Consider the following 21141-nt stretch of genomic DNA (forward strand, 5'->3'; position numbering starts at 1 on the left):
ATTCAGATCACGGTGATCGGAGGCGACTATGATCCGCCGCGCAATACCTGGCCGCGAATTACGGAGAAGGATATTGTTGCGCATAAATTGAGGTATTAGTATGCACTGAAAGAAGAATTGAAACAGCATTTGTGCAAATAGAATCTATTCGTTAATTATACCTAACACCCCGCCGATACTCCCAAAACAGGATAACACAGGATGCATTATATTTCGTTTATAATTAACTAGGGGAAAAATTGCATTAAACAGTCTTCCTCATATACCCCTTTACTCACAAAGCTTGAACCTTAATCCATTCATCATGAAATTGAAACAGTTCTGCATGTGCTTCATTTTTGCGGCATTTGCAGTGGTGGCCGGTGTGCACGTAGCGTCCGCGCAATCCTCTAAAAAGAAACCCCTTGTTGTTTTCGTAACGGGTGATCATGAGTACAGCGGCGAAGAAACATTACCGATTGTTGCCGCGGAACTCGAAAAAAACTACGGCATGCGTACCATCGTTCTCAAAGCCTATCCTGATCACAATAGTGAGAAAAATATCCCCGGTCTGGAAGCATTGAAGGACGCGGATCTGGCGGTTTTCTACCTGCGCTGGCGTCAGTTACCGCCCGACCAGCTGGCATTAATTGAAGCATATCTGAAAACCGGTAAGCCGGTAATGGGCTTTCGCACCACGACGCACGCATTCAATTTTCCCAAAGGGCATGAAAGCGAAAAATGGAATGCTTTCGGGGAGTTTGCATTGAATGCGCCTCCGGGATGGGGCGGCGCGGCGAAGCACACGCATTACGGCCATAACAGCAGTACCGATGTCACAGTCATTCCCGAGCAAGCCAAAAATCCGATCCTGACCGGCGTGAAGGGCCCGTTTCATGTCCGCTCGTGGCTGTACCGCGTGCTGCCTGATTATCCTACCAAAGGCTCTACCTGGCTGCTGATGGGTAAATCGGTGAACCCCGATAAGGAGGCAATCGAGAACCCCGTGGCCTGGACAGGTACCAACTCATTCGGCGGAAAAGTGTTCATGACGACCCTTGGCCACCCCGAAGATTTCCGGCTGGAACCTTTCCAGCGACTTGTTATCAATGCGATCCATTATGAGTTGGGGCTGAAAATCCCGAAGGAATGGAAGGGCAAAATGGATATTCAGGTGCCTTACCGAGAGGCCAAATAGTTTTACATAACGCTACCTCAAAACCCAACCTAAAACGTTTTCAAATGTCTAAACCCAAAAAAATCAGCGTTTATTCTTCGCTCATTGCCTTTGGACTGGCAGTTATTGCATTCAGCGCGTTCCAGCTGAACCAGCCAGCGCCGGTGAAAATCGGCAAGGGGACGCATATTTCACTAATCGGTAATAATCTGGGTTCCAGGATGATGAATTACGACAACTTCGAAACGGAGTTGTATATGCGTTATCCGGACGAGAACCTTATTATCCGTAACATGTGCGATGGTGGTGACACGCCCGGCTTCCGCCCGCATGCAAGCCGCAATACGCCGTGGGCGTTCCCGGGAGCCGAGAAGTTCCAGACAGAGCTGGCCAATCCTTCCGAAAGCGAAGGACATTTCGAAACGCCCGATCAATGGCTCACTCGCTTGAAAACCGATGTAATTGTTTCTTTTTTCGGTTACAATGAGTCGTTTGAAGGTAAGGCAGGTCTGGCTAACTACAAGGCGGAACTCGATGCGTTCATCAAATGGACATTACAGCAGAAATACAACGGTACTTCTGCGCCGCAGCTGGTAATCGTTTCACCGATCGCTTTTGAAGACCTTTCGGCTAAGTATGACCTGCCGAACGGCAAGAAGGAGAATGAAAATCTCCTGTTGTACACCAAAGCGATGAAAGAAGTAGCTGATCAGAACAAAGTACTCTTTGTCGACGCCTTCACCCCATCTCAAAAGTGGTATGCCGAAACGAAAGAAGACCTGACGATCGACGGATCGCAATTGAATGCGGAAGGTTATAAAAAACTGGGCGTCCTACTGGTAGACAAAATTTTCGGAAAGGCCCCGGAAAAAGCTAAAAACAGGGAGTTGGTACATGCGGCTGTCAACGAAAAGAACTGGATGTGGCATAACGATTTCAAAATCCCGAACGGGGTACACGTCTATGGCCGTCGTTACAATCCTTTTGGTCCGGATAACTATCCCGCGGAGATCGAGAAGATCCGCCAGTTGACCGATATTCGTGACCAGGCGATATGGCTGGCAGCTTCGAAGGGGGAGAAGATGGATCTGGCCGCGGCTGACAAAAATACCCGCACATTGCCGCAGGTAAAAACTAATTTCAATCCAGATAAAAATGGTAGCCTTACGTATCTGTACGGCAATGATGCATTAGCGAAACTGAAAGTGCCTGCTGGCTATAAAATTGAGCTTTTTGCCTCCGAGCAGGAATTCCCCGATCTGGCAAAACCAATGCAGATGTCTTTCGACAACAAAGGACGCCTCTGGGTAGCGACAATGCCGAGTTATCCGCATTACAAGCCGGGCGACTCGAAGCCGAACGACAAGATCATTATTTTTGAAGACACCGATAACGACGGAAAGGCCGACAAGCAAAGCGTTTTTGCAGATGGCCTGCATTTGCCGTTGGGTTTTGAAATTGCTAAAGAAGGTGTGTACGTTTCGCAGGGTACCAACCTGAAATTGCTGACCGATACGAATGGCGATGGCAAGGCAGATAAAGAAGAGATTCTATTGAGCGGCTTCGACGACCACGATACCCACCATAACAGCCACGCATTTACGGTGGATCCGTCCGGCGCTATTTATTCCGGTGAAGGGGTATTTCTGCATACCAACGTGGAAACGTCGTATGGCCCGGTGCGTGCTACCAACGGCGGTTTTTACCGTTATGCTCCTCAGTTGAAAAAACTGGAACGTACGGCCCAGCTTTCGATCCCGAACCCATGGGGTATCGCATTTGATGATTGGGGCCAGCCGTTTTTTGCAGAGACATCGAGCCCCGATGTGCGCTGGATGCTCCCTGGCAGCGTTTTGCCGCGTTACGGTGAAGCTACCCACAAATCGGTGCAGCTGGTGGAAGACAAGCATCGCGTACGCCCGACGTCCGGTCTGGAATTTGTATCGAGCCGGCATTTTCCGGATGATATTCAGGGTGATTTTCTGATCAACAATACCATTGGTTTCCTGGGAACCAAAGAGCACACGCTGACCGACGACGGCACCGGCTATAAGAGCCACCATCGTCAGGACCTCGTCGTGAGTGAAGACCGCAACTTCCGTCCGGTGGATATGGAGTTTGCTCCGGATGGCTCATTATATGTGATCGACTGGCATAATATCCTCATCGGGCATATGCAGCACAATGCACGTGACCCGTTGCGTGACCACTCGCACGGCCGTATTTACCGCATTACGTATCCCTCACGCCCGCTGGTAACGCCTGCGAAAGTGGACGGAGCAAGCATTGAAGAATTGCTCGATAACCTCAAATTACCCGAATACCGGACACGCTACCGCACCCGTCGTGAGCTGCGCGGCCGTGATGCTTCTCAGGTTTTGGCCAAACTGAATACCTGGGTGGCTAACCTGGACAAAAAGGACCCGCGTTACGAGCATCATTTGCTGGAAGCTCTGTGGGTAAGCTGGGGTCTGGACAAAGTGGATCAGAAGCTTTTGAAGCAGGTATTGAAAGCAAAAGACTATCATGCCCGCGCAGCAGCCGTGCAGGTGGTGCGCTACACGGGCCACCAGGTACCCGACCAGGCGGATTTGCTTATGCAAGCGGTCCGTGACGAGAACAGCCGTGTACGCCTGATGGGCATCGTAGCAGCGTCGTGGATCGGTAAAGAAAAAGGCCTGCCGATTCTGGCTGAGGCTAGGAAAAAGCCGCTCGACGACTGGATGATCCACGCACAGGAAGCTGCGGAGGCACACCTCAAAGGCGAAAATGTGAAACAGGAAAAGAAGAATGTGGCTACTACCAGTCTGAAAGGGAATGACCTGGTCCTGTTCAACCAGGGACGACAGATTTACGCAAAAGAGGGTTATTGCGGCACTTGTCACCAACCAGACGGTAAGGGCCTCGAAGCATCCGGTTTCCCACCACTTTCGGGCCCATGGGTTACCGGAAGCGACGAACGATTGATCAAGATCGCATTGAAGGGGCTGCTCGGGCCGATTGAAGTGAATGGCAAAAAGTACCCTGGCCAGGTTCCTATGACACCTTTCGCAGGGTTGCTGAAAGACGATGAAGTAGCGGCGGTGTTAACCTATGTCCGCAATTCATTTGGAAACAAAGGGCCGGCTATCTCTCCCGAAAAAGTGAAGCAGGTACGCGCTGCTACTGAAGCTAAAAAAGACTTTTATTCACCTGAACAACTTTTGAAGGATCATCCGATGGAGAAGTAATGCGGCTGGTACGATAATTGCTATACTTTTTGAGAGCGGAGATTTTTTCTCCGCTCTCTCTGTTTTTATCGCAATTTATTCGTCGATTTTCGGTTACTAAGAAAAGCAAACTATCTTACGAATCGAGGCGATAAAGATTTAGATTTGCTTATAACTCATCCGAATCTATCATATAACACACGTTACGGCTTTACTATGCTTCGATTTTTATCAATTGTCGCCATCCTCACCGTTATTCTGTTATTTTTTCTTTATAATCTCCATTTTTCGGTCGATTTTCCCTATCAGGACGATTTTTTGTTTATTCAGTTCATTGAAGCAATTACAGGCGACAATACGAGTTTCAGCAAAGTGATTGAGGAAATGTTCCGCACTTTCAATGACCATAAAGCGGCGGTTCCAAGATTCATTTCTTTAATTGATTATGAACTTACAGGGCATTTGCATTTCCGGTTTTACATTGCTCTTGGGACATTAGCCGTGACTTACATTTGCTATTTTCTTTACGTCAACTTTCGTAAAGCAGGGTTGCCGCTCTATTATTTTATTCCCGTTCCGCTTGTGCTCTTCCAACCCATGTACTATGAGGTTTCGAACTGGGCACTTACAAGTTTGCAGCACCCTTTCCTGACAGCCTTTCTTGCCGCTGCCATCCTGCTTGTTTCCCGGGGGACAAAACCTGCCTTTTATGGGGCTATTCTGTGCTGTTTTCTGGCGACTTTTACACATGGTAACGGGATTCTGAGCTTTCCTGCGATCATTTTCTTTTATCTATGTCACAAAGACTTCCGTAACGCGATTCTGACAGGCGTTTTCATGTTTGCTTGTCTCTGGATCTATATGTCGGGTTATGAGTCCGGCCAGGCGGTGAATCTGCCTAAAAACGGATTGCAGTTCTTCTCATCGCTTTTCGGCTTTGTGGGTGCTTCGATGTCGCTGTGGGCGATGCCGGAGCTGTTCTCGGCGATCTGGGGTTTCCTGATCATCGTGTGTATGGTACTGGTTACGATCCGTGTAGCCAGTGTTTATTTTAAGAAGTCCATGCCGGTCAAACCCGGTACAATCGAATTGCTTTCGTTTTTTGCATTCATTTTTATCTCAAGCATGGTTGTTGCGCTATTCCGGTCCTGGGCGGGTAGCACACTTGCCAGCCGCTTCCAGATGTATGCGGCTCTTTCTACGGCTGTTTTTTATATTCTCCTGTTGTTTTATACCAATTGGTTGCGCACAAAATGGGTTTTTGCGACCGTTCTCGGTTTCAGTGTTTTTTATTGGGCTTATTGTTACTACCGGTTCACTGGGAACGTAGCGCGACAGAGAACTGCGCTACTCGCAGATGTTTACAATTGGCAAAACAACCGGAGTATGTTCTCCGTCGAGAAATCCATTGTCAATTATGGAAGTTTTTATTTGATTCCCGGATATGAAAAAGGGTTCTTCCGGCTTCCCGAACCGGTGATAGAAAAAAAAGAACTGGATGCAATGTTTGGTAAAAAGGGGGCGGTAAAGGATAATGAGCTGTACCTTGAGACCTGGAAAGTCCATCGGGTAGCACGGGAAAGAGTAGAAGAACTGACCCACTATTTTGTATCCAGCAATGTTTCACCACAACGGAAGCATTTTTGGGACGACCGGTTCCTGGCGATAAAAAGCACTGCTACGGACTCGACTTACCTGATCAGTGCAAATCCCAAAATAGAGGCACGCAAGAACATCATCACAAAGGGGCACTACTATAAGAGCGGTTTCAATACCATGCTGCGCGAGAACGATCTCGGCCCCGGAACCTACGAGCTCGGCATCCTGGACGTATCCGGGGATGGCAGGAAGACTTTTTACCGTCTCGACAGGAACCTCATCTGCACCGGCGACGGGTACTCGCTGCGCTAATTCCGGAGGGCCGGATGTTCATCCGGCTGAGACACTGGAGAATAGGTATTGACAGGCTTACGCTGTTATTCCCCAACATAGAAATATCATATTTCTGCGTCTCTCGCCCGCCAGCCGGTGTTCGGTTCGAAGGGCGCGTCGGATGGCAGGTTTGCCATACGTTTTGCTAGGTAAAACCATAAAAAATTCGTATCTTTACGTGCTTAAAAAGCCAGATAATGGTTCTTTTTATCCAAGTGTAAAACAAACTATATGTCAAACGAAGCAGTGCTAGAAGTAAACAGCTATTCGGCTGAAAATATCCAGGTTCTTGAAGGTTTAGAGGCCGTTCGTAAACGACCGGCCATGTATATCGGTGACACTGGCTTCAAAGGAGTTCACCATTTGATTTGGGAGGTTGTCGATAACTCTATCGACGAGGCGATGGCGGGTTATTGTGATACGATCAACGTCACCGTAGAGCCCAATAACTCAATCACTGTAAAAGATAACGGTCGCGGTATCCCCACCGGAATGCACCCCAAGGAGAAAAAGTCTGCTTTGGAGGTAGTATTGACGGTATTGCACGCCGGTGGTAAATTCGATAAAGACACTTATAAGGTTTCGGGTGGTTTGCACGGGGTAGGGGTATCCTGCGTGAACGCGCTTTCCACGCACCTGCGCGCGGAAGTACACCGGGAGGGCAAAATATTCGAGCAGGAGTTCAGCGAAGGTAAGCCGCTTTACCCGACCCGTGTGATCGGTGAAGCTGAGGATACCGGAACGATTATCCACTTCCTGCCCGATGCTACGATATTCTCCGTAACGGAATACAAATACGAAACCATCGCAACCCGCTTGCGCGAGCTCTCTTACCTAAACAAGGGTATCCGCATTACGCTGGAAGATAAACGTGAAGAGGACGAAAACGGCAAATTCCGCGGCGAAGAGTTTTACTCCGAAGTAGGTTTGAACGAATTCGTGACCTACCTGGATGCTACCCGCCAGCCTTTGATCCCCGAGCCGATCCACATGGAAAGCGACAAGGGCGCTATTCCCGTAGAAGTGGCGATGATGTACAACACGTCGTATAGCGAGAACGTGTTCTCGTACGTGAACAACATCAACACGATCGAAGGTGGTACCCACGTATCCGGTTTCCGTGCCGCATTGACGCGTACTTTGAAAAACTACGCTGAAAAGTCAGGTATCCTGGCGAAGGAAAAAGTGGAGATCAGCGGGGACGACTTCCGTGAAGGACTTACTGCCGTTATTTCCATTAAAGTGGCCGAACCGCAATTCGAAGGTCAGACCAAAACCAAACTGGGCAATAGCGAAGTAACCGGCGCGGTGAGCCAGGTAGTGGCCGAAATGCTCGAAAGCTACCTCGAAGAGCACCCGAAAGAAGCCCGCGTGATCATCGACAAGGTGATCCTTGCCGCCAAAGCCCGTATCGCAGCGAAAAAAGCACGCGAAATGGTGCAGCGCAAGAACGTACTCACCGGAACCGGCTTGCCCGGAAAGCTTTCCGACTGTTCCGAAACCGACCCGAATGTCTGCGAACTATACCTCGTGGAAGGGGACTCTGCGGGTGGAACTGCCAAGCAAGGCCGTAACCGTGCATTCCAGGCGATCCTGCCATTACGTGGTAAGATCCTGAACGTGGAGAAAGCGCAAGAATACAAGATCTACGAAAACGAAGAGATCAAGAATATGTTCACCGCGATGGGTGTACAGATAGGGAAAGACGGCGACGAGCGTGCATTGAATATCGACAAGCTGCGTTACCACAAGATCGTCATCATGACCGATGCCGATATCGATGGTAGCCACATCCGTACGCTGATCCTGACGTTCTTCTTCCGCTATATGAAGATCCTGATCGATAATGGTTATATCTACATCGCTCAGCCGCCATTGTACCTGGTGAAAAAAGGCAAGGAAGAGCGTTACTGCTGGACCGAACAACAACGCGAAGAGGCAGTACGTGAGATTGGTGGCGGTAAGGAAGATTCGGTGAACGTACAGCGTTATAAAGGTCTTGGTGAAATGAATGCCGAGCAGCTGTGGGAAACGACGATGAACCCTGAGCGCAGAAGTTTGAAACAGGTTTCTGTGGAATCAGCTGCCGAAGCGGATCACCTGTTCTCGATGCTGATGGGCGACGAGGTAGCTCCCCGCCGCGATTTCATCGAGAAAAACGCGAAATATGCCCGCGTCGACGTGTAGTCATTAGCTTAAACCGCAATATTGGAACGGATGGCTGTGAAACACGGCCATCCGTTTCTTTTTGGAACGAAAATTTAACACAAACTTCACCGGACCGAAAACAATAGATTGTTTAGATTCGTTGAATTTTTATTGCCATCCTGAAACACCTTTTTAATAGCATAACGTTATGTCCGGCTCATCCGACAATATATATAGCAATGAAAAACGAAGTAAGCTGACTAATTTGTTCGCATTGTTCAAAAGTCCGAAGGAACCGGCGGCGGCAGAGGACGCCAAGGCAGTCAGTTCGTCGGAAAAAGCCAATACCCAAATGCAGCAAAGCGACCTGATCAGCAGGGACCTCAGCTGGATGAAATTCAATGACCGTGTGCTCGATCAGGCGACCAACGATGAACGTAACCTGTTCGACCGACTCAAATTCCTCGCTATTACGTCGTCCAACCTCGATGAATTTTTTACGATACGAGTAGGTAGCCTTTACAATTACCTCGATTTCGGCAAGGAGCGCCTCGATTACTCGGGTTTGCGCGAGATCCCTTTCCGCAAGGTATTGATGAAGGAAGTACATGACTTTGTGCGCCGGCAGAACGAATGCTACAAGAACCAGCTGATGCCGCTTTTTGCGAGCCATGGTTTCCGCATTATCGGGATGGATGAGGTTACCCGCGATGAGCACATTGCCGTAGAAGAGTACTTCGATCGTACGGTGTACCCGATGCTGACGCCGATGCTTTTCGATTACACACACGCATTCCCTGTCCTGCTCGCGAAAGTGCTTATCCTGGGTGTGATCACGCAGGTGAAAGGCACCACTTCCGAGGAAGACAGAAAACTCTCATTTGTACAGCTTCCACCCAACTTGCCGCGTTTCTATGTAATCGAGCGGGAGGACGAGCTGTTATTCCTGCCTATTGAAAATATTGCCAAGGCGCATATCAACAAGTTGTACAGGAATGTCGATATCGTATCGGCGAACCTGTTCCGCATTATCCGCAACGGGGACTTTACCCTGGAAGAAAGTGATGATATAGAGGCAGATTTTATCGACGAAATCAAGCAAAAAATCAAAAGCCGCCGTTTAGGAAGGGTAGTGCAGGTTTCGATCGAGCCCGATGTGAACCCGGACCTGCTGAACCTTATCAAAAAGCGTTGGGAGATCGACGATCATAACGTGTTCATGACTGACGCGCTGATCGACTACACCGCGCTCTGGGGTATTATCCGGCACCCGGAATTTAAAGACCAGATTCCGCCGACCCGCCCGCCTGTGCCGCCGCTGGGGCTCGAACGTGAGCGTATTCCTGATATTTTCGAGGTAATGCGGGAGCGGGATATCCTGCTGCACCACCCTTACAACAACTTCGAGCCGGTATTGCAGCTGCTGGAACAAGCGGCGGAAGACCCGAAGGTGTTGTCCATTAAACTGACGATTTACCGCCTCGCTAAGAACTCACGCGTGACGGAAGCGCTCCTGCACGCAGCCGAAAATGGCAAGCACGTAGCGGTGCTGTTCGAGGTGAAGGCGCGATTTGACGAAGAAAACAATATCAAGGAAGCGCAGCGTCTGCAAAAGGCGGGTTGTTTCGTGATTTACGGTATTGGTTTGCTTAAAACTCACACCAAACTGCTGCTTATTGTTCGCAACGAGGGCAACCGGGTATTGCGTTACGCGCATTTGTCGAGCGGTAACTATAACGAGGATACCTCCCGTTTGTACACGGATACCGGGCTTTTGACGTCCAATGAGGAATATACTCACGACATTTCGGAGTTCTTCAATGTCATTACCGGGCATTCGATCCCGTCGGAATATCAAAACCTGATCACCGCCCCACGCTACATGCGTGCGAAGCTGATCGAGCTCATCCAGCAGGAAGCGGAGAATGCAAAAGCGGGGTTAAAGAGTGGTATTTGTATTAAAATAAATTCCCTCGAAGACCGCGACACCATTTATGAGCTGTATAAGGCTTCCGAGGCAGGTGTACCCATTAAACTGATCGTCCGCGGCATGTGCTGCCTGCGGCCGCAGCGGAAGGGATTAAGTGAAAATATCACCGTCCGCTCGCTGGTAGGTGACTTTTTGGAACATTCCCGTATTTTCTACTTCCATCAGAACGGTAACCCGCTGGTGTATGGAGGCAGCGCGGATGCGATGGTGCGCAGCTTCGACAAACGCATCGAGTCGCTTTTCAAGCTCGTCGACCCGCGTGTGCGCCAGGAAGCGATCCATATTTTGTATTACAGTCTGAAAGACAACGTGAATGCCTACGAACTGCAAGAGGACGGCAATTACGTGAAATGCGAGATTGAAGGAGGCAGCGAACCGTTGAATGTGCATCAGGCATTCTATGATGTTACGCTGGATCAGGTAATGGCTACGCATTTGTTCGAGGAAGAGGATCTCCGCATTGAAAACAAGGAGAAAGAAAAAAGCGCTACTCCCGAATCTGACGGTGCAGATGCCGAAGTAGCGCAGCAAGCCGAAGCCGGCCAGTAAGGTTTTATTCTTTGAAAAATACACGCTTGACGCGGTCCCCAATACCCGTCAGGATCTCATAGGGGATGGTGTGGATGGTTTTCGCTAGTTCTGTAATAGGAACTTCCTTGCCGAAAACAATCACTTCATCCCCTTCTTCTACCTGGGCATGCGTGACGTCGATCATCGTCATGTCCATGCACACATTGCCGATTGTGGGGCATAATGTGCCGTTTACCCACACCTTACCCACGCCATTGCCCAGGCCGCGGTCGTAGCCGTCGGCATAACCGATCGCCAGCGTGGCAATGGCTGAATCGTGGTCAACGACGCCTTTGCGGCTGTACCCGACCGTTTCACCTGATGTAAGGTATTTCACCTGCGAGACAATGGTTTTCAATGTGCCCACCGACTGCAAAGAACGTTGATCCTGCCCGGTCGCTTCTACACCGTATAATCCGATACCCAGCCGCACCATATCGAGGCGGTATTCCGGGAAACGGACGATTCCCGCAGAGTTCAGGATATGTTTAATGGTTTTATATCCCAAGGTCTGTTCGATCAGCTCGGTGCCTTCTATAAACTGCGCGTATTGCTTTCTCGAAAACTCATTGTGCACACCTTCATCGGCGCCCACCAAATGGGTGAAAATGCTCGCTACTTTCAATGCGGGGTTTGCGCGAAGCTGCGCTATCAGCCATTCGTAATCATCTTTCACGAAACCGAGGCGGTGCATGCCCGTATCGAGTTTCAAATGCACCGATGGCGTATTGGCCGGCTCACTTTTTCTGGAAATGTATTCGAGCCAGTCGGTGAGGATGCGGCGGCTGTAAATTTCCGGTTCCAGTTTGTACTGCCACAGCAAGTCGAAAGTAGGCAGCGTCGCATTCATGACCATAATAGGTAATGTAATACCGCTTTGGCGCAGCATCACACCTTCGTCGGTGTAGGCTACGCCGAGGTAATCTACGCGGTGGTATTGCAGCAATGCGGCTACTTCCGAACTGCCGCTACCGTAGGCGAATGCCTTCACCATGGCCATGATTTTGGTGCTCTGTCCGGCTTTTGCGCGGTAGTAGTTCAGGTTGTGTACCAATGCATCGAGGTTGATTTCGAGCACGGTACCATGCGCTTTTTGCTGAATGCGGTGCACGATTTTCTCAAACGAAAAAGGTCGCGCGCCCTTTACGAGCACGAGCGTGTCCGCGAGGGTGTGGAAAGCAAATGTTTTAAGGAAAGTGTCCGTATCGTCATAAAACTCCTGCTCGGGGATATTGAACAACGACGCCTGGCTGCTGATCTGCCTGCCGATACCGATCAGGCGGTCGATGCTTTTCTCGCTCAGCAGGCGTGAAACCATCTTGTACAGTTCAGTAGGCGTCTGGCCGGTTTGGAGCACATCCGAGAGGATAACAGTCTTGCGGTTTCGCTGCTCTTGCTGTGCTAGAAAGTTCAATGCCATCGACAGACCTTGCAAGTCGTTATTATAGGCGTCGTCGATAATATAGGAGTGGTTAATACCCTCTTTGAGCTCCAAACGCATGGAAACCGGTTTGAGCAACAGTATTCTCTCCTGGATCACTGCTGGTTCAAGTCCGAAATCGAGCAGGAAAACAATGCAATGCGTCAGGTTTTCGAGCGAAGCGTCGTCGCGGAAACCGGTCTCGAAAGTATGACTGCCGAGCTTCCCGGTAAGGGAAATTACGGTTTTGTCTTTTTGCGGAGTGTATGTCACCTGCACGTGCGAGCCTGAATAGTTGCTTCCCCAGCTCAGCGTTTCAAGGAATGCATTCACCGGTTTCAGGATCAGGCTGATTTCCTCGTCGATCTCATGATAGTCTTTTCTGTAAATAAGCTTTTTGACCTTAGTAAAAAGGCGCAGCTTTTCGGTAATTTTCTGTTTGCGGCTTCGGAAACCGTCGTCGTGTGCAGGGCCGATATTGGTGAAAATGCCGATCGTGGGCTGCATGACCGGCTGCAAATACTCCATTTCATGCGCTTTGGAAATACCCGCCTCAAAGATCGCCAGCGAATGCTCTTTGCTCAGGTTCCATACCGAAAGCGGCACGCCGATCTGCGAATTGTAGCTCTTGGGGCTGGCGACAATGCTCCGGCCTGGCGACAGCAGCTGCACGAGCCATTCTTTGACGATCGTCTTGCCATTACTTCCCGCAATGCCCACCACCGGAATGTCGAATTGCTTTCTTTTGGAAGCCACCAGTTGCTGCAATGCACGGATGCTCGATGCTACCACCCAGATTTGCGCGTCGTCCCATGTGGCAGCGGTTTCTCGCAGCTCGCCGGTAAATGCCGCTTCTTCCACTACAAACTCCCGCACACCCGCGGCATAGAGCTCGGGCAGGAAGCGGTGGCCATCGTGGCGCTCACCTTTAATGGCAAAAAAGATACTCTGGCCTGGGAAAGAAACCTGACGGCTGTCGGTCAGGATGTACTGGGCTTGTGTGGTTACAATGGGGGATGTATTGACGGTAAGACTCATTCCAATGCTCGTTAATCAGAGCACAAAGGTATCAATCTACATCCATTTTTTAGTTTTGAAATAAAATATCATCCCTATCGTGACGGCGACCATCAATCCCCACACATAGTAGTAGCCATTGGGATCTTTCAGTTCAGGCATAAACTCGAAATTCATCCCGTAAACGCCCACTATAAACGTTAGCGGCATGAAAACAGCCGAAAAAATGGTGAGCGTTTTCATGACCTGGTTCATGCGGTTGCTGATTGTAGATAAATGGACGTCCACTAAACTCGCCACGAGTTCCCGGTAGGAATCGATGGTGTCAAGTACCTGCATGATGTGGTCGTAAAGGTCACGGTAATAGGGGATTGCCTCCTTGCTGATCTGCATATTATCCTCCCGGATGAGCTGGTTCACCATATCACGGAGAGGCCATATCTGCCTGCGGGCAAGGGTAAGCTCGCGTTTTAATGCGTACATATCTTTGAGCGAAAGCTCCTGCACGCCCCGGATCACCTGGTCTTCAGTAGCGTCGAGGGCATCCCCGAGTTTTTCCAGCACGATAAAATAGTTGTCGACTACCACGTCCATCAATGCAAACAGCAGGTAATCGGGCCCGTTTCTGCGGGTTTTGCCGACGGACGCTTCCAGCCGGTTTTCGACGGTCGTAAATATGTCGGAAGTGAGCTCTTCCTGAAACGACAGTACGAAATTTTTACCTAACACAAAACTTACGTGCTCGGAGGAAATGCTGATCGGTGATTCGGAATCGACGTGCAGCATTTTCAAGGTCAGGAACAAATGCCCGGTGTCGTACAATTCCAGCTTGGGCTTGTGCTCGGTATTCACGACGTCTTCGAGCAGCAGCGGGTGCAAATGGTATAATTTCCCCAGTTTCTCGATAAGCGGGATTTCGTGAATGCCGTCGATATTCAGCCAGGTCGTAAAATTTTCACCATTTTCGGCAGACCTGCATTCATCGAGCGATTTCACGGTCTCTTCCTTATACATGTGCTCGCTGTACCTGATCCTGCGGATTTTGGTCTTCAAGCCAATGTCCGGACCGATATAGGTAAGCGTGCCCGGCGAAGTGAGCAGGCCACGCTTACGGTACTTTCTGGATTTTCTGCCGCCGTTCCGGGTGTTATGGGGGCCGGTTCCGGCAGGTTTTTCGTGCTTTGTGCCGTTCAAACCAATTTGCTATTTGAGGTGAAACACCAGCAAAGGTACGTGTGTATCCACAACGAGCTTGCGTGTAATGCTTGGATTGATCAGATATTCTTCAATAAATGATCGCTCGCGGGTAGACATGATCAGCAGATCGGCCCGTACTTCATCGCAATACGCTTCAATACCGTCGAGCACGTGCTTCGCTTCCCGGATCACAATCTGGCCTTCGCGGATCGTGAAATGCGATTTGATTTCGGCAATATACTGGTTGTCAGGCTGAATGTCCGGTTGTGTGTCGGAGTTGATTTTCAGTAAAGTAAGGTCGGCACCGAGGTGGTTCATCAGCACGAACACTTCGCGGAGGATATTGTTTTCCTCGTATTCGAACTGGGTGGCATAAACCACTTTCTTGAATTTCGTAGGCTCCGTTTGAGGAGGTACTACCAGCACCGGACAAGGCGAGTTGAGCGCAATATGCGTTGCCGAACTGCCGATCAGCTTATCGAGGAAGCCGCCGGTACCTGTCCGCCCGATCACGATCATATCCGGTACATGATCGTTAATTGCCTCTTCAATGGCCGACTGCACGCTTCCGAGCGTCCATATTGCCTTCGCATTGTAGCCTTCTGTAACGAGATTTGCGACATATTCATCAAGCCGTTTGTGAAACTCTCCTTCCAGCTCGGAGGTCATTGCCAGAAAATCGGCACCACCGACGCCCGGCATCACGTTACCGGGTGTTACGTTTACGTCGGCTATATAAGGCTGATAGGCGTGCAGGACCAGCAATTCGGTCGCTTCTTTTTCGGCGATCAGTTTTGCTGCGGCCAATGCACGCTCGGCATTCTCCGAAAAATCAATGGCAATCAGGATACTTCTCATGTCGGGTTGGGTTATGTTTTGGGTATGGATTGTCCTAACATATCGATTTTAGTGACCTGAATCAAGGATTTTTGTCATCTTTTGGCCGCGGCAGGGTCTCAACTGTATCTGAGGCGGTGTCCCAATGCGTTGCAGGAGAGATTTAATGCGGGGGTAATCTTGGAGGTTTCAAATTTTGTGCCAAATTGTATGCTGATTAGCCGCTATCAGCCTGTTCCGTACAGGCGACTCTCAGTACATTTTGTATTTGTCCAATAGGTTTATGGTTTTGAAGTAAACGATTGGTTATTTTATTTTTTCTCTTCTGTTTAGTACAAACATTCACTCTTATTGTTCAAAGCATAAATTAAATTCTGCGTTTTGGATAAAATGCATTGGTTGTGTTGACAATCATTAATTTGATTTTTTATAAGTTTACCGTTACAAACTAATCTAGGATACCAAATTCCCTTTATGAAGAGCAAGATTACCATTATCAATATCGTGCTGGTTACCATTGCCGCGATAGCCTCCGTTTTAAGTGCTTACGGTCTCCTGCCGTTATCTGATAGTGTGCTCATCGGCCTGCGCTGGCTTGCGCTGGCGAGCCTGATCGTGTATGCGATCCTGAAAAAGAACCTCACTACCTCGATCCTGATCTCGATGCTCGTAGGAACGGAGATCGGTTACGATTTCCCGAAGATGGGTACCGAGCTGCACTTCCTGCGGCAGATATTCCTTCAAATGATCAAAACGGTCATCGCGCCGCTGCTTTTCGCCACGCTCGTAACCGGTATTGCCGGCCATTCCGACCTGAAACAGGTGGGCCGTATGGGTTGGAAATCGCTGTTGTATTTCGAGGTCGTCACCACATTCGCATTGATCATCGGGCTCGTGTTTGCCAACTGGTTCAAACCGGGTGTGGGTATTGTACCGCCTGAAAGCCTGAACGCGACATTACCCAAAGTAAACCAGCAAACCTGGCAGGAAATCGTACTTCATTCGTTCCCGGAGAACATTGCCAAGTCCATTTACCATGGTGAAGTGCTGCAAATCGTCGTTTTCAGTGTGCTTTTTGGCATTAGCCTCGCATTGCTGCCTTCTGCGAAGAAAGAGAAATTTGTGCATGGCGTGGAGCTGCTGGCGGAGGTGATGTTTAAGTTTACCAAAATCATCATGTACTTCGCGCCGATCGGGGTGGGAGCGGCCATTGCCGAAACGGTTGGCCACATGGGAATCGATGTTTTGAAAAACCTGGCGTTGCTCCTTGCTACATTGTATTGTGCATTGATCGTGTTCATCCTGGTGGTATTCGTACCGGTGGCGATGATCGCGAAAATCCCGGTGATCAAATTCGCGAAAGCTATTTTCGAGCCGGTATCTATTGCATTTGCAACAACCAGTTCGGAATCGGCATTGCCGAAGGCGATGGAGAAAATGGAGAAATTCGGTGTCCCGCGCCAGATCGTATCGTTCGTGATGCCAACGGGTTACAGCTTTAACCTTGATGGTTCAACCTTGTACCTCGCGCTCGCGACGGTGTTCGTGGCGCAAGCGACCGGCACCGAAATGTCGATCGGGCAGCAATTCACAATGGTATTGCTATTAATGCTTACCAGTAAAGGCGTGGCCGGTATCCCTCGGGCTACTTTGGTGATATTGTTGGGCGCGATCGCTAACTTTGGTATGCCCGAATGGCCTGTATTGCTCATCATGGGGATCGATGAACTGATGGATATGGCACGTACTTCGGTGAATGTGACGGGTAACTGTCTGGCAACCGCTGTTATTGCCCGTTGGGAAGGCGAGCTCGATGATGAGAAAATGCACAATTCAGACAAAGTTGTGGAGGAAGCCGAAGCTACCGAAGTTTAATCCAGTTATTTTCAGAGTAAATTTTTATGTTGACCCTTTACGGAATCCCGAATTGCGATACCATTAAGAAAGCCCGCACCTGGCTCGACAAAAACAAGGTGGCGTATCAGTTTTACGATTACAGAAAAGACGGAATCAGTCCCGAGAAAGTAAGCAGCTGGTTCAGCGAATTTCCGTGGGATAAGGTCCTGAACAAGGCTTCGACGACCTGGAAAGAGCTTAGCGAAGAAGAAAAAGCGAAAGTGACCGACGCGAAATCTGCGGCAAAACTGTTGTCATCAAACCCGACGGCCATTAAGCGCCCGGTAATCGAAGACGAAAACGGCAAAGCGCTGACGCTGGGCTACAACGAAAAAATTTACGAAGAGACCTACCTCAAATAGGTTTCACACAAACGATCACGACTTTCGATTGATCGGCAAGGGTGGTGGCGAACAGGTAATGATCGCCGCCATCTTTGATTTTCCACTTCTTCCTTAATTCTTCGGGTTTGGCGGGAAAATTACGGGTGGTGATGTTCGCTTTATCGCCTGGAATGTGCTGTAAAATCTCCCGGATATCGGGCTTGCAAACGGCCACGATCCTGAAACAACGGCCGGGGAACGGGGCGCTATAATCTTCCGAAGTATACAGCTGGCTGTGCATGGCCAGTTTCCGAACATTGAACCGCGCACAAAGCGTTTTGAATGCACCCGCTTTCAACACTGCCGCGTGCGGTTCATATAAATAGCCCAACGGCCTGGAATAATCCACTAATGCATTCCGCTCTTCTTCCCGGTCGAAATCGAGCTCGTGAATGGGTTGGCCTGCTGCGTCGATAATACGGACTTTGATTTTGAAATCAGGCTCCCGCATTTCGCGGTCGAGGATAAAGAGCAGCTCCTTGCATTCTTGCTCGTAACCCATCACATGAACTTCTTTCAGCTTTTGAAGTTCTTTCGAAGCCAGGTCGATATCAAGCAACGGGGAGGTTTTGATTAAAATGTTGGGGGCTGCATTTAATAGCACCGCTGCATTTCCGGCCACGTCGGGCGTGCAATCGGCCAGGCGCACTACTTTTTCCTTGTTGGCATCGCGGCGGGCGGGGTCGGCGTAGAGCCAGTCGGCGGTGAGACCGTTCCGTAATGCGGTCAGGGATTCCCCGGCGTGTACATGTATGCGTGTGGCGCCCAGCTGTGTGAAGTTGTACTCGGCCGTGGATGCGACTTGGAGTTGTTGCTCGAAATAATGAGTTTGGGCAAAGCTGCGACTCATGTAGTAGCAGTCGATACCCATGCCGCCGGTGATGTCGATCAGCGTTTTTCCGGAAACAATACCGGCCTTGTAATGCGCCGTGGCTTCCGATGAGCATTGTTCCACCGATAGGGCGGGCGGAAATATCAGGTTTTCATTGGCCGACCATTCCGGCAGTTTTTTCAACGCCTTCTGCCGCGACTGAATCTGGCCCGCGAGCTTCTTTACGTCCAATCCCCTGAACTTGCCGGCTTTCAGGATCAGCTCGCCCGGATTGTCGTACAAATGTTCGCGGATAAATGCGATCTCTGCTTCCGTTAATCCATTGTGTGCACTGCTTTCCGCAGCCATTTCTTGCCAGTTGCTCATTTGTTCAATTAATTCGTAGCCCGAAAGTACATCTTTTTACCCAGCGGCGGTAACAGCCGCGTCCGGAGGAGCGATTTTGAAATATTATTAGAATGATAACAATTACTGGTCTTCCGTTATCGGTTGATTATCAATAAAATGGCCTTCAAGTATCCTTAATACTGTTTCTATGCAAGTAGGACTAACCAAATGAAAATTATAACTTCACAGCCAAATCCTAAATTTCCTGTTAAAACCTTTATTTATCATGAGAATTAAGACCTTTGAAGAGTACAAGGTTGCTTACCAACAAAGTGTAGACGATCCCGAAGGTTTCTGGGCGGAAGTAGCCCAACAATTTCAATGGCGTAAACCGTGGAAGAAAGTGCTTAGCTGGGACTTTCAGGAAGCGCGTACAAAATGGTTCGAAGGCGGTGTGATGAACATCACTGAGAACGCTCTCGACCGTCACCTGGCCGAACGAGGCGATCAGCCTGCGATTATCTGGGAGCCTAACAATCCCGAAGATCAGGCGGTGACATTAACTTACCATGTTTTGTTTGAACAGGTTTGCCGTTTCGCCAACGTGCTCAAAAAGCACGGCGTGAAGAAGGGCGACCGCGTTTGTATATACTTGCCGATGGTACCTGAGCTGGCGATTGCCGTGCTCGCTTGTGCACGTATCGGTGCAGTGCATTCGGTGGTTTTCGGTGGTTTTTCTGCGAAATCCATCGCCGACCGCATTAATGACGCCGAATGTTCGATGGTGATCACTTCCGACGGCGCTTTCCGTGGATCCAAAGTGATCCCGATGAAAGATACCGTCGATGAGGCATTGGTGCAGTGCTCGACTGTGAAAAAGGTGATCGTGCTAACCCGTACCCGCACCCCGGTGCATATGCTGAAAGGCCGCGACCTGTGGTGGGAAGACGAGGTAAAACAGGTAAACTCCGTGTGTCCTGCCGAACCGATGGATGCCGAGGATATGCTGTTCATTCTCTACACGTCGGGTTCGACGGGCAAGCCCAAAGGGGTAGTGCACACCTGTGGCGGTTACATGGTTTACGCGACCTACACCTTTGCGAATGTATTCCAGTATGAGCCCGGAGAGGTGCATTTCTGTACTGCCGACATCGGCTGGATCACCGGTCACAGCTACATCGTGTACGGCCCGCTTTGCTATGGCGCTACTTCTGTGGTATTCGAAGGAGTTCCTACTTACCCGGATGCAAGCCGTTTCTGGAAAATCGTTGAAAGACATAAAGTGAATATCCTTTACACTGCGCCGACGGCGATCCGCTCGCTGATGGGCTTTGGGCTGGACTATGTAAAAGGACATGATTTCTCTTCATTGAAAAAACTGGGTTCGGTAGGGGAGCCTATCAACGAAGAAGCATGGCACTGGTACAAAACCAATATCGGTGGCGATCACTGCCCGCTGGTCGACACCTGGTGGCAGACTGAAAACGGCGGTATTATGATCTCCCCGCTGGCTGGCGTCACACCCGAGAAACCGACATTCGCGACATTGCCATTGCCGGGTATCCAACCGGTATTGGTGGATGAAAGCGGCAATGAAATCGAAGGGAACGGTGTGAGCGGCAATCTTTGTATCAAATTCCCGTGGCCGGGTATTATCCGCACTACGTACGGCGATCACGAGCGTTGCCGCCAGACCTACTTTTCTACTTATCCGGGAAAGTACTTCACCGGCGACGGCTGTTTGCGTGATGAGGATGGCTATTACCGCATTACCGGCCGTGTCGACGACGTACTGAACGTTTCCGGCCACCGTATCGGAACCGCGGAGGTGGAAAATGCGATCAATATGCACTTGGGCGTAGTAGAATCGGCGGTAGTGGGTTACCCGCATGACATCAAAGGTCAGGGTATTTATGCCTATGTGATCACCGAGCATACGCCTGAGGATCCCGAAATGTTCCGTAAAGACATTTCTGCCACTGTTTCCCGCATTATCGGCCCGATCGCGAAGCCGGATAAGGTACAATTCGTATCAGGTTTGCCTAAAACGCGTTCAGGCAAGATCATGCGCCGGATCCTGAGAAAGATTTCGGAAGGGGACGTGAGTAACCTGGGAGATACCTCGACATTGCTCGATCCTGCGGTTGTTGACGAGATCAAGTCAGGTGCGTTGTAAGATTTGGATGTACATATAAGTCAAAAGGCCCCGATCGGGGCCTTTTGCATT

At 49.7% G+C, this 21141-nt stretch carries 12 protein-coding genes; 8 read left to right on the forward strand and 4 right to left on the reverse strand.

Annotation, left to right across the window (positions count from 1 at the left end):
- The first annotated feature begins 304 nt into the window (after positions 1–304).
- The 5 genes from ACQ4MZ_RS11800 to ppk1 all read left to right on the forward strand — a co-directional run bounded on the left by ACQ4MZ_RS11800 (position 305) and on the right by ppk1 (position 10984).
- Positions 305–1177 carry a ThuA domain-containing protein gene (locus ACQ4MZ_RS11800; RefSeq protein WP_430845217.1) on the forward strand — a complete coding sequence of 291 codons (873 nt, stop codon included), beginning with the start codon at positions 305–307 and terminating at the stop codon, positions 1175–1177.
- Positions 1178–1221: 44 nt separating this feature from the next.
- Positions 1222–4386, forward strand: a complete 3165-nt coding sequence (locus ACQ4MZ_RS11805; RefSeq protein WP_430845219.1) for a PVC-type heme-binding CxxCH protein — start codon at positions 1222–1224, stop codon at positions 4384–4386.
- Positions 4387–4581: 195 nt separating this feature from the next.
- Positions 4582–6276, forward strand: coding sequence for a hypothetical protein (locus ACQ4MZ_RS11810; protein WP_430845220.1), 1695 nt, complete (start codon positions 4582–4584; stop codon positions 6274–6276).
- A 252-nt stretch (positions 6277–6528) separates the two neighbouring features.
- Positions 6529–8484 (forward strand): DNA topoisomerase (ATP-hydrolyzing) subunit B, encoded by a 1956-nt coding sequence (gene gyrB, locus ACQ4MZ_RS11815; RefSeq protein ID WP_430845222.1) that lies wholly within the window; start codon positions 6529–6531, stop codon positions 8482–8484.
- Positions 8485–8653: 169 nt separating this feature from the next.
- Entirely contained in the window at positions 8654–10984 is a 2331-nt protein-coding gene (ppk1, locus tag ACQ4MZ_RS11820; RefSeq protein WP_430845223.1) for a polyphosphate kinase 1, read from the forward strand.
- Positions 10985–10988: 4 nt separating this feature from the next.
- Here the strand turns inward: ppk1 and ACQ4MZ_RS11825 are convergent, their stop codons facing one another.
- From ACQ4MZ_RS11825 to ACQ4MZ_RS11835, 3 genes are read right to left on the reverse strand one after another with little or no spacing between them, the layout of a single operon-like run.
- Positions 10989–13463 carry a bifunctional UDP-N-acetylmuramoyl-tripeptide:D-alanyl-D-alanine ligase/alanine racemase gene (locus ACQ4MZ_RS11825; protein WP_430845225.1) on the reverse strand — a complete coding sequence of 825 codons (2475 nt, stop codon included), beginning with the start codon at positions 13461–13463 and terminating at the stop codon, positions 10989–10991.
- A 36-nt stretch (positions 13464–13499) separates the two neighbouring features.
- Positions 13500–14636 (reverse strand): magnesium/cobalt transporter CorA, encoded by a 1137-nt coding sequence (gene corA / locus ACQ4MZ_RS11830; protein ID WP_430845227.1) that lies wholly within the window; start codon positions 14634–14636, stop codon positions 13500–13502.
- 9 nt (positions 14637–14645) lie between these two features.
- Positions 14646–15497 carry a universal stress protein gene (locus ACQ4MZ_RS11835; protein ID WP_430845229.1) on the reverse strand — a complete coding sequence of 284 codons (852 nt, stop codon included), beginning with the start codon at positions 15495–15497 and terminating at the stop codon, positions 14646–14648.
- A gap of 453 nt (positions 15498–15950) precedes the next feature.
- Between ACQ4MZ_RS11835 and ACQ4MZ_RS11840 the strand changes: the two genes are divergently transcribed.
- Entirely contained in the window at positions 15951–17351 is a 1401-nt protein-coding gene (locus ACQ4MZ_RS11840; protein WP_430845230.1) for a dicarboxylate/amino acid:cation symporter, read from the forward strand.
- 26 nt (positions 17352–17377) lie between these two features.
- Positions 17378–17734, forward strand: coding sequence for an ArsC family reductase (locus ACQ4MZ_RS11845; RefSeq protein WP_430845232.1), 357 nt, complete (start codon positions 17378–17380; stop codon positions 17732–17734).
- Here the strand turns inward: ACQ4MZ_RS11845 and ACQ4MZ_RS11850 are convergent.
- Entirely contained in the window at positions 17727–18953 is a 1227-nt protein-coding gene (locus tag ACQ4MZ_RS11850; protein ID WP_430845234.1) for a THUMP-like domain-containing protein, read from the reverse strand. The two genes, ACQ4MZ_RS11845 and ACQ4MZ_RS11850, sit on opposite strands and share 8 nt — an antisense overlap.
- Positions 18954–19200: 247 nt before the next feature.
- On the opposite strand from ACQ4MZ_RS11850, the gene acs reads away from it, so the two are divergent.
- The gene (gene acs / locus ACQ4MZ_RS11855; protein WP_430845235.1) at positions 19201–21090 is read left to right on the forward strand and encodes an acetate--CoA ligase; all 1890 of its coding nucleotides are present in this window, start codon (positions 19201–19203) and stop codon (positions 21088–21090) included.
- Positions 21091–21141: the final 51 nt, after the last annotated feature.

Origin of the sequence: Dyadobacter sp. BHUBP1, from assembly GCF_050587785.1 — a bacterium.
Taxonomy (GTDB): Bacteria; Bacteroidota; Bacteroidia; order Cytophagales; family Spirosomataceae; genus Dyadobacter.

What these genes read in the sequence shown, in the direction of transcription:
- ACQ4MZ_RS11840 (WP_430845230.1), top strand. Translation starts at nt 15,951, where the DNA reads ATGAAGAGCAAGATTACCATTATCAATATCGTGCTGGTTACCATTGCC.
- ACQ4MZ_RS11845 (WP_430845232.1), top strand. Translation starts at nt 17,378, where the DNA reads ATGTTGACCCTTTACGGAATCCCGAATTGCGATACCATTAAGAAAGCC.
- ACQ4MZ_RS11850 (WP_430845234.1), bottom strand. Translation starts at nt 18,953, where the DNA reads ATGAGCAACTGGCAAGAAATGGCTGCGGAAAGCAGTGCACACAATGGA.
- ACQ4MZ_RS11805 (WP_430845219.1), top strand. Translation starts at nt 1,222, where the DNA reads ATGTCTAAACCCAAAAAAATCAGCGTTTATTCTTCGCTCATTGCCTTT.
- ACQ4MZ_RS11825 (WP_430845225.1), bottom strand. Translation starts at nt 13,463, where the DNA reads ATGAGTCTTACCGTCAATACATCCCCCATTGTAACCACACAAGCCCAG.
- gyrB (WP_430845222.1), top strand. Translation starts at nt 6,529, where the DNA reads ATGTCAAACGAAGCAGTGCTAGAAGTAAACAGCTATTCGGCTGAAAAT.
- ACQ4MZ_RS11800 (WP_430845217.1), top strand. Translation starts at nt 305, where the DNA reads ATGAAATTGAAACAGTTCTGCATGTGCTTCATTTTTGCGGCATTTGCA.
- ppk1 (WP_430845223.1), top strand. Translation starts at nt 8,654, where the DNA reads ATGTCCGGCTCATCCGACAATATATATAGCAATGAAAAACGAAGTAAG.
- ACQ4MZ_RS11810 (WP_430845220.1), top strand. Translation starts at nt 4,582, where the DNA reads ATGCTTCGATTTTTATCAATTGTCGCCATCCTCACCGTTATTCTGTTA.
- acs (WP_430845235.1), top strand. Translation starts at nt 19,201, where the DNA reads ATGAGAATTAAGACCTTTGAAGAGTACAAGGTTGCTTACCAACAAAGT.
- ACQ4MZ_RS11835 (WP_430845229.1), bottom strand. Translation starts at nt 15,497, where the DNA reads ATGAGAAGTATCCTGATTGCCATTGATTTTTCGGAGAATGCCGAGCGT.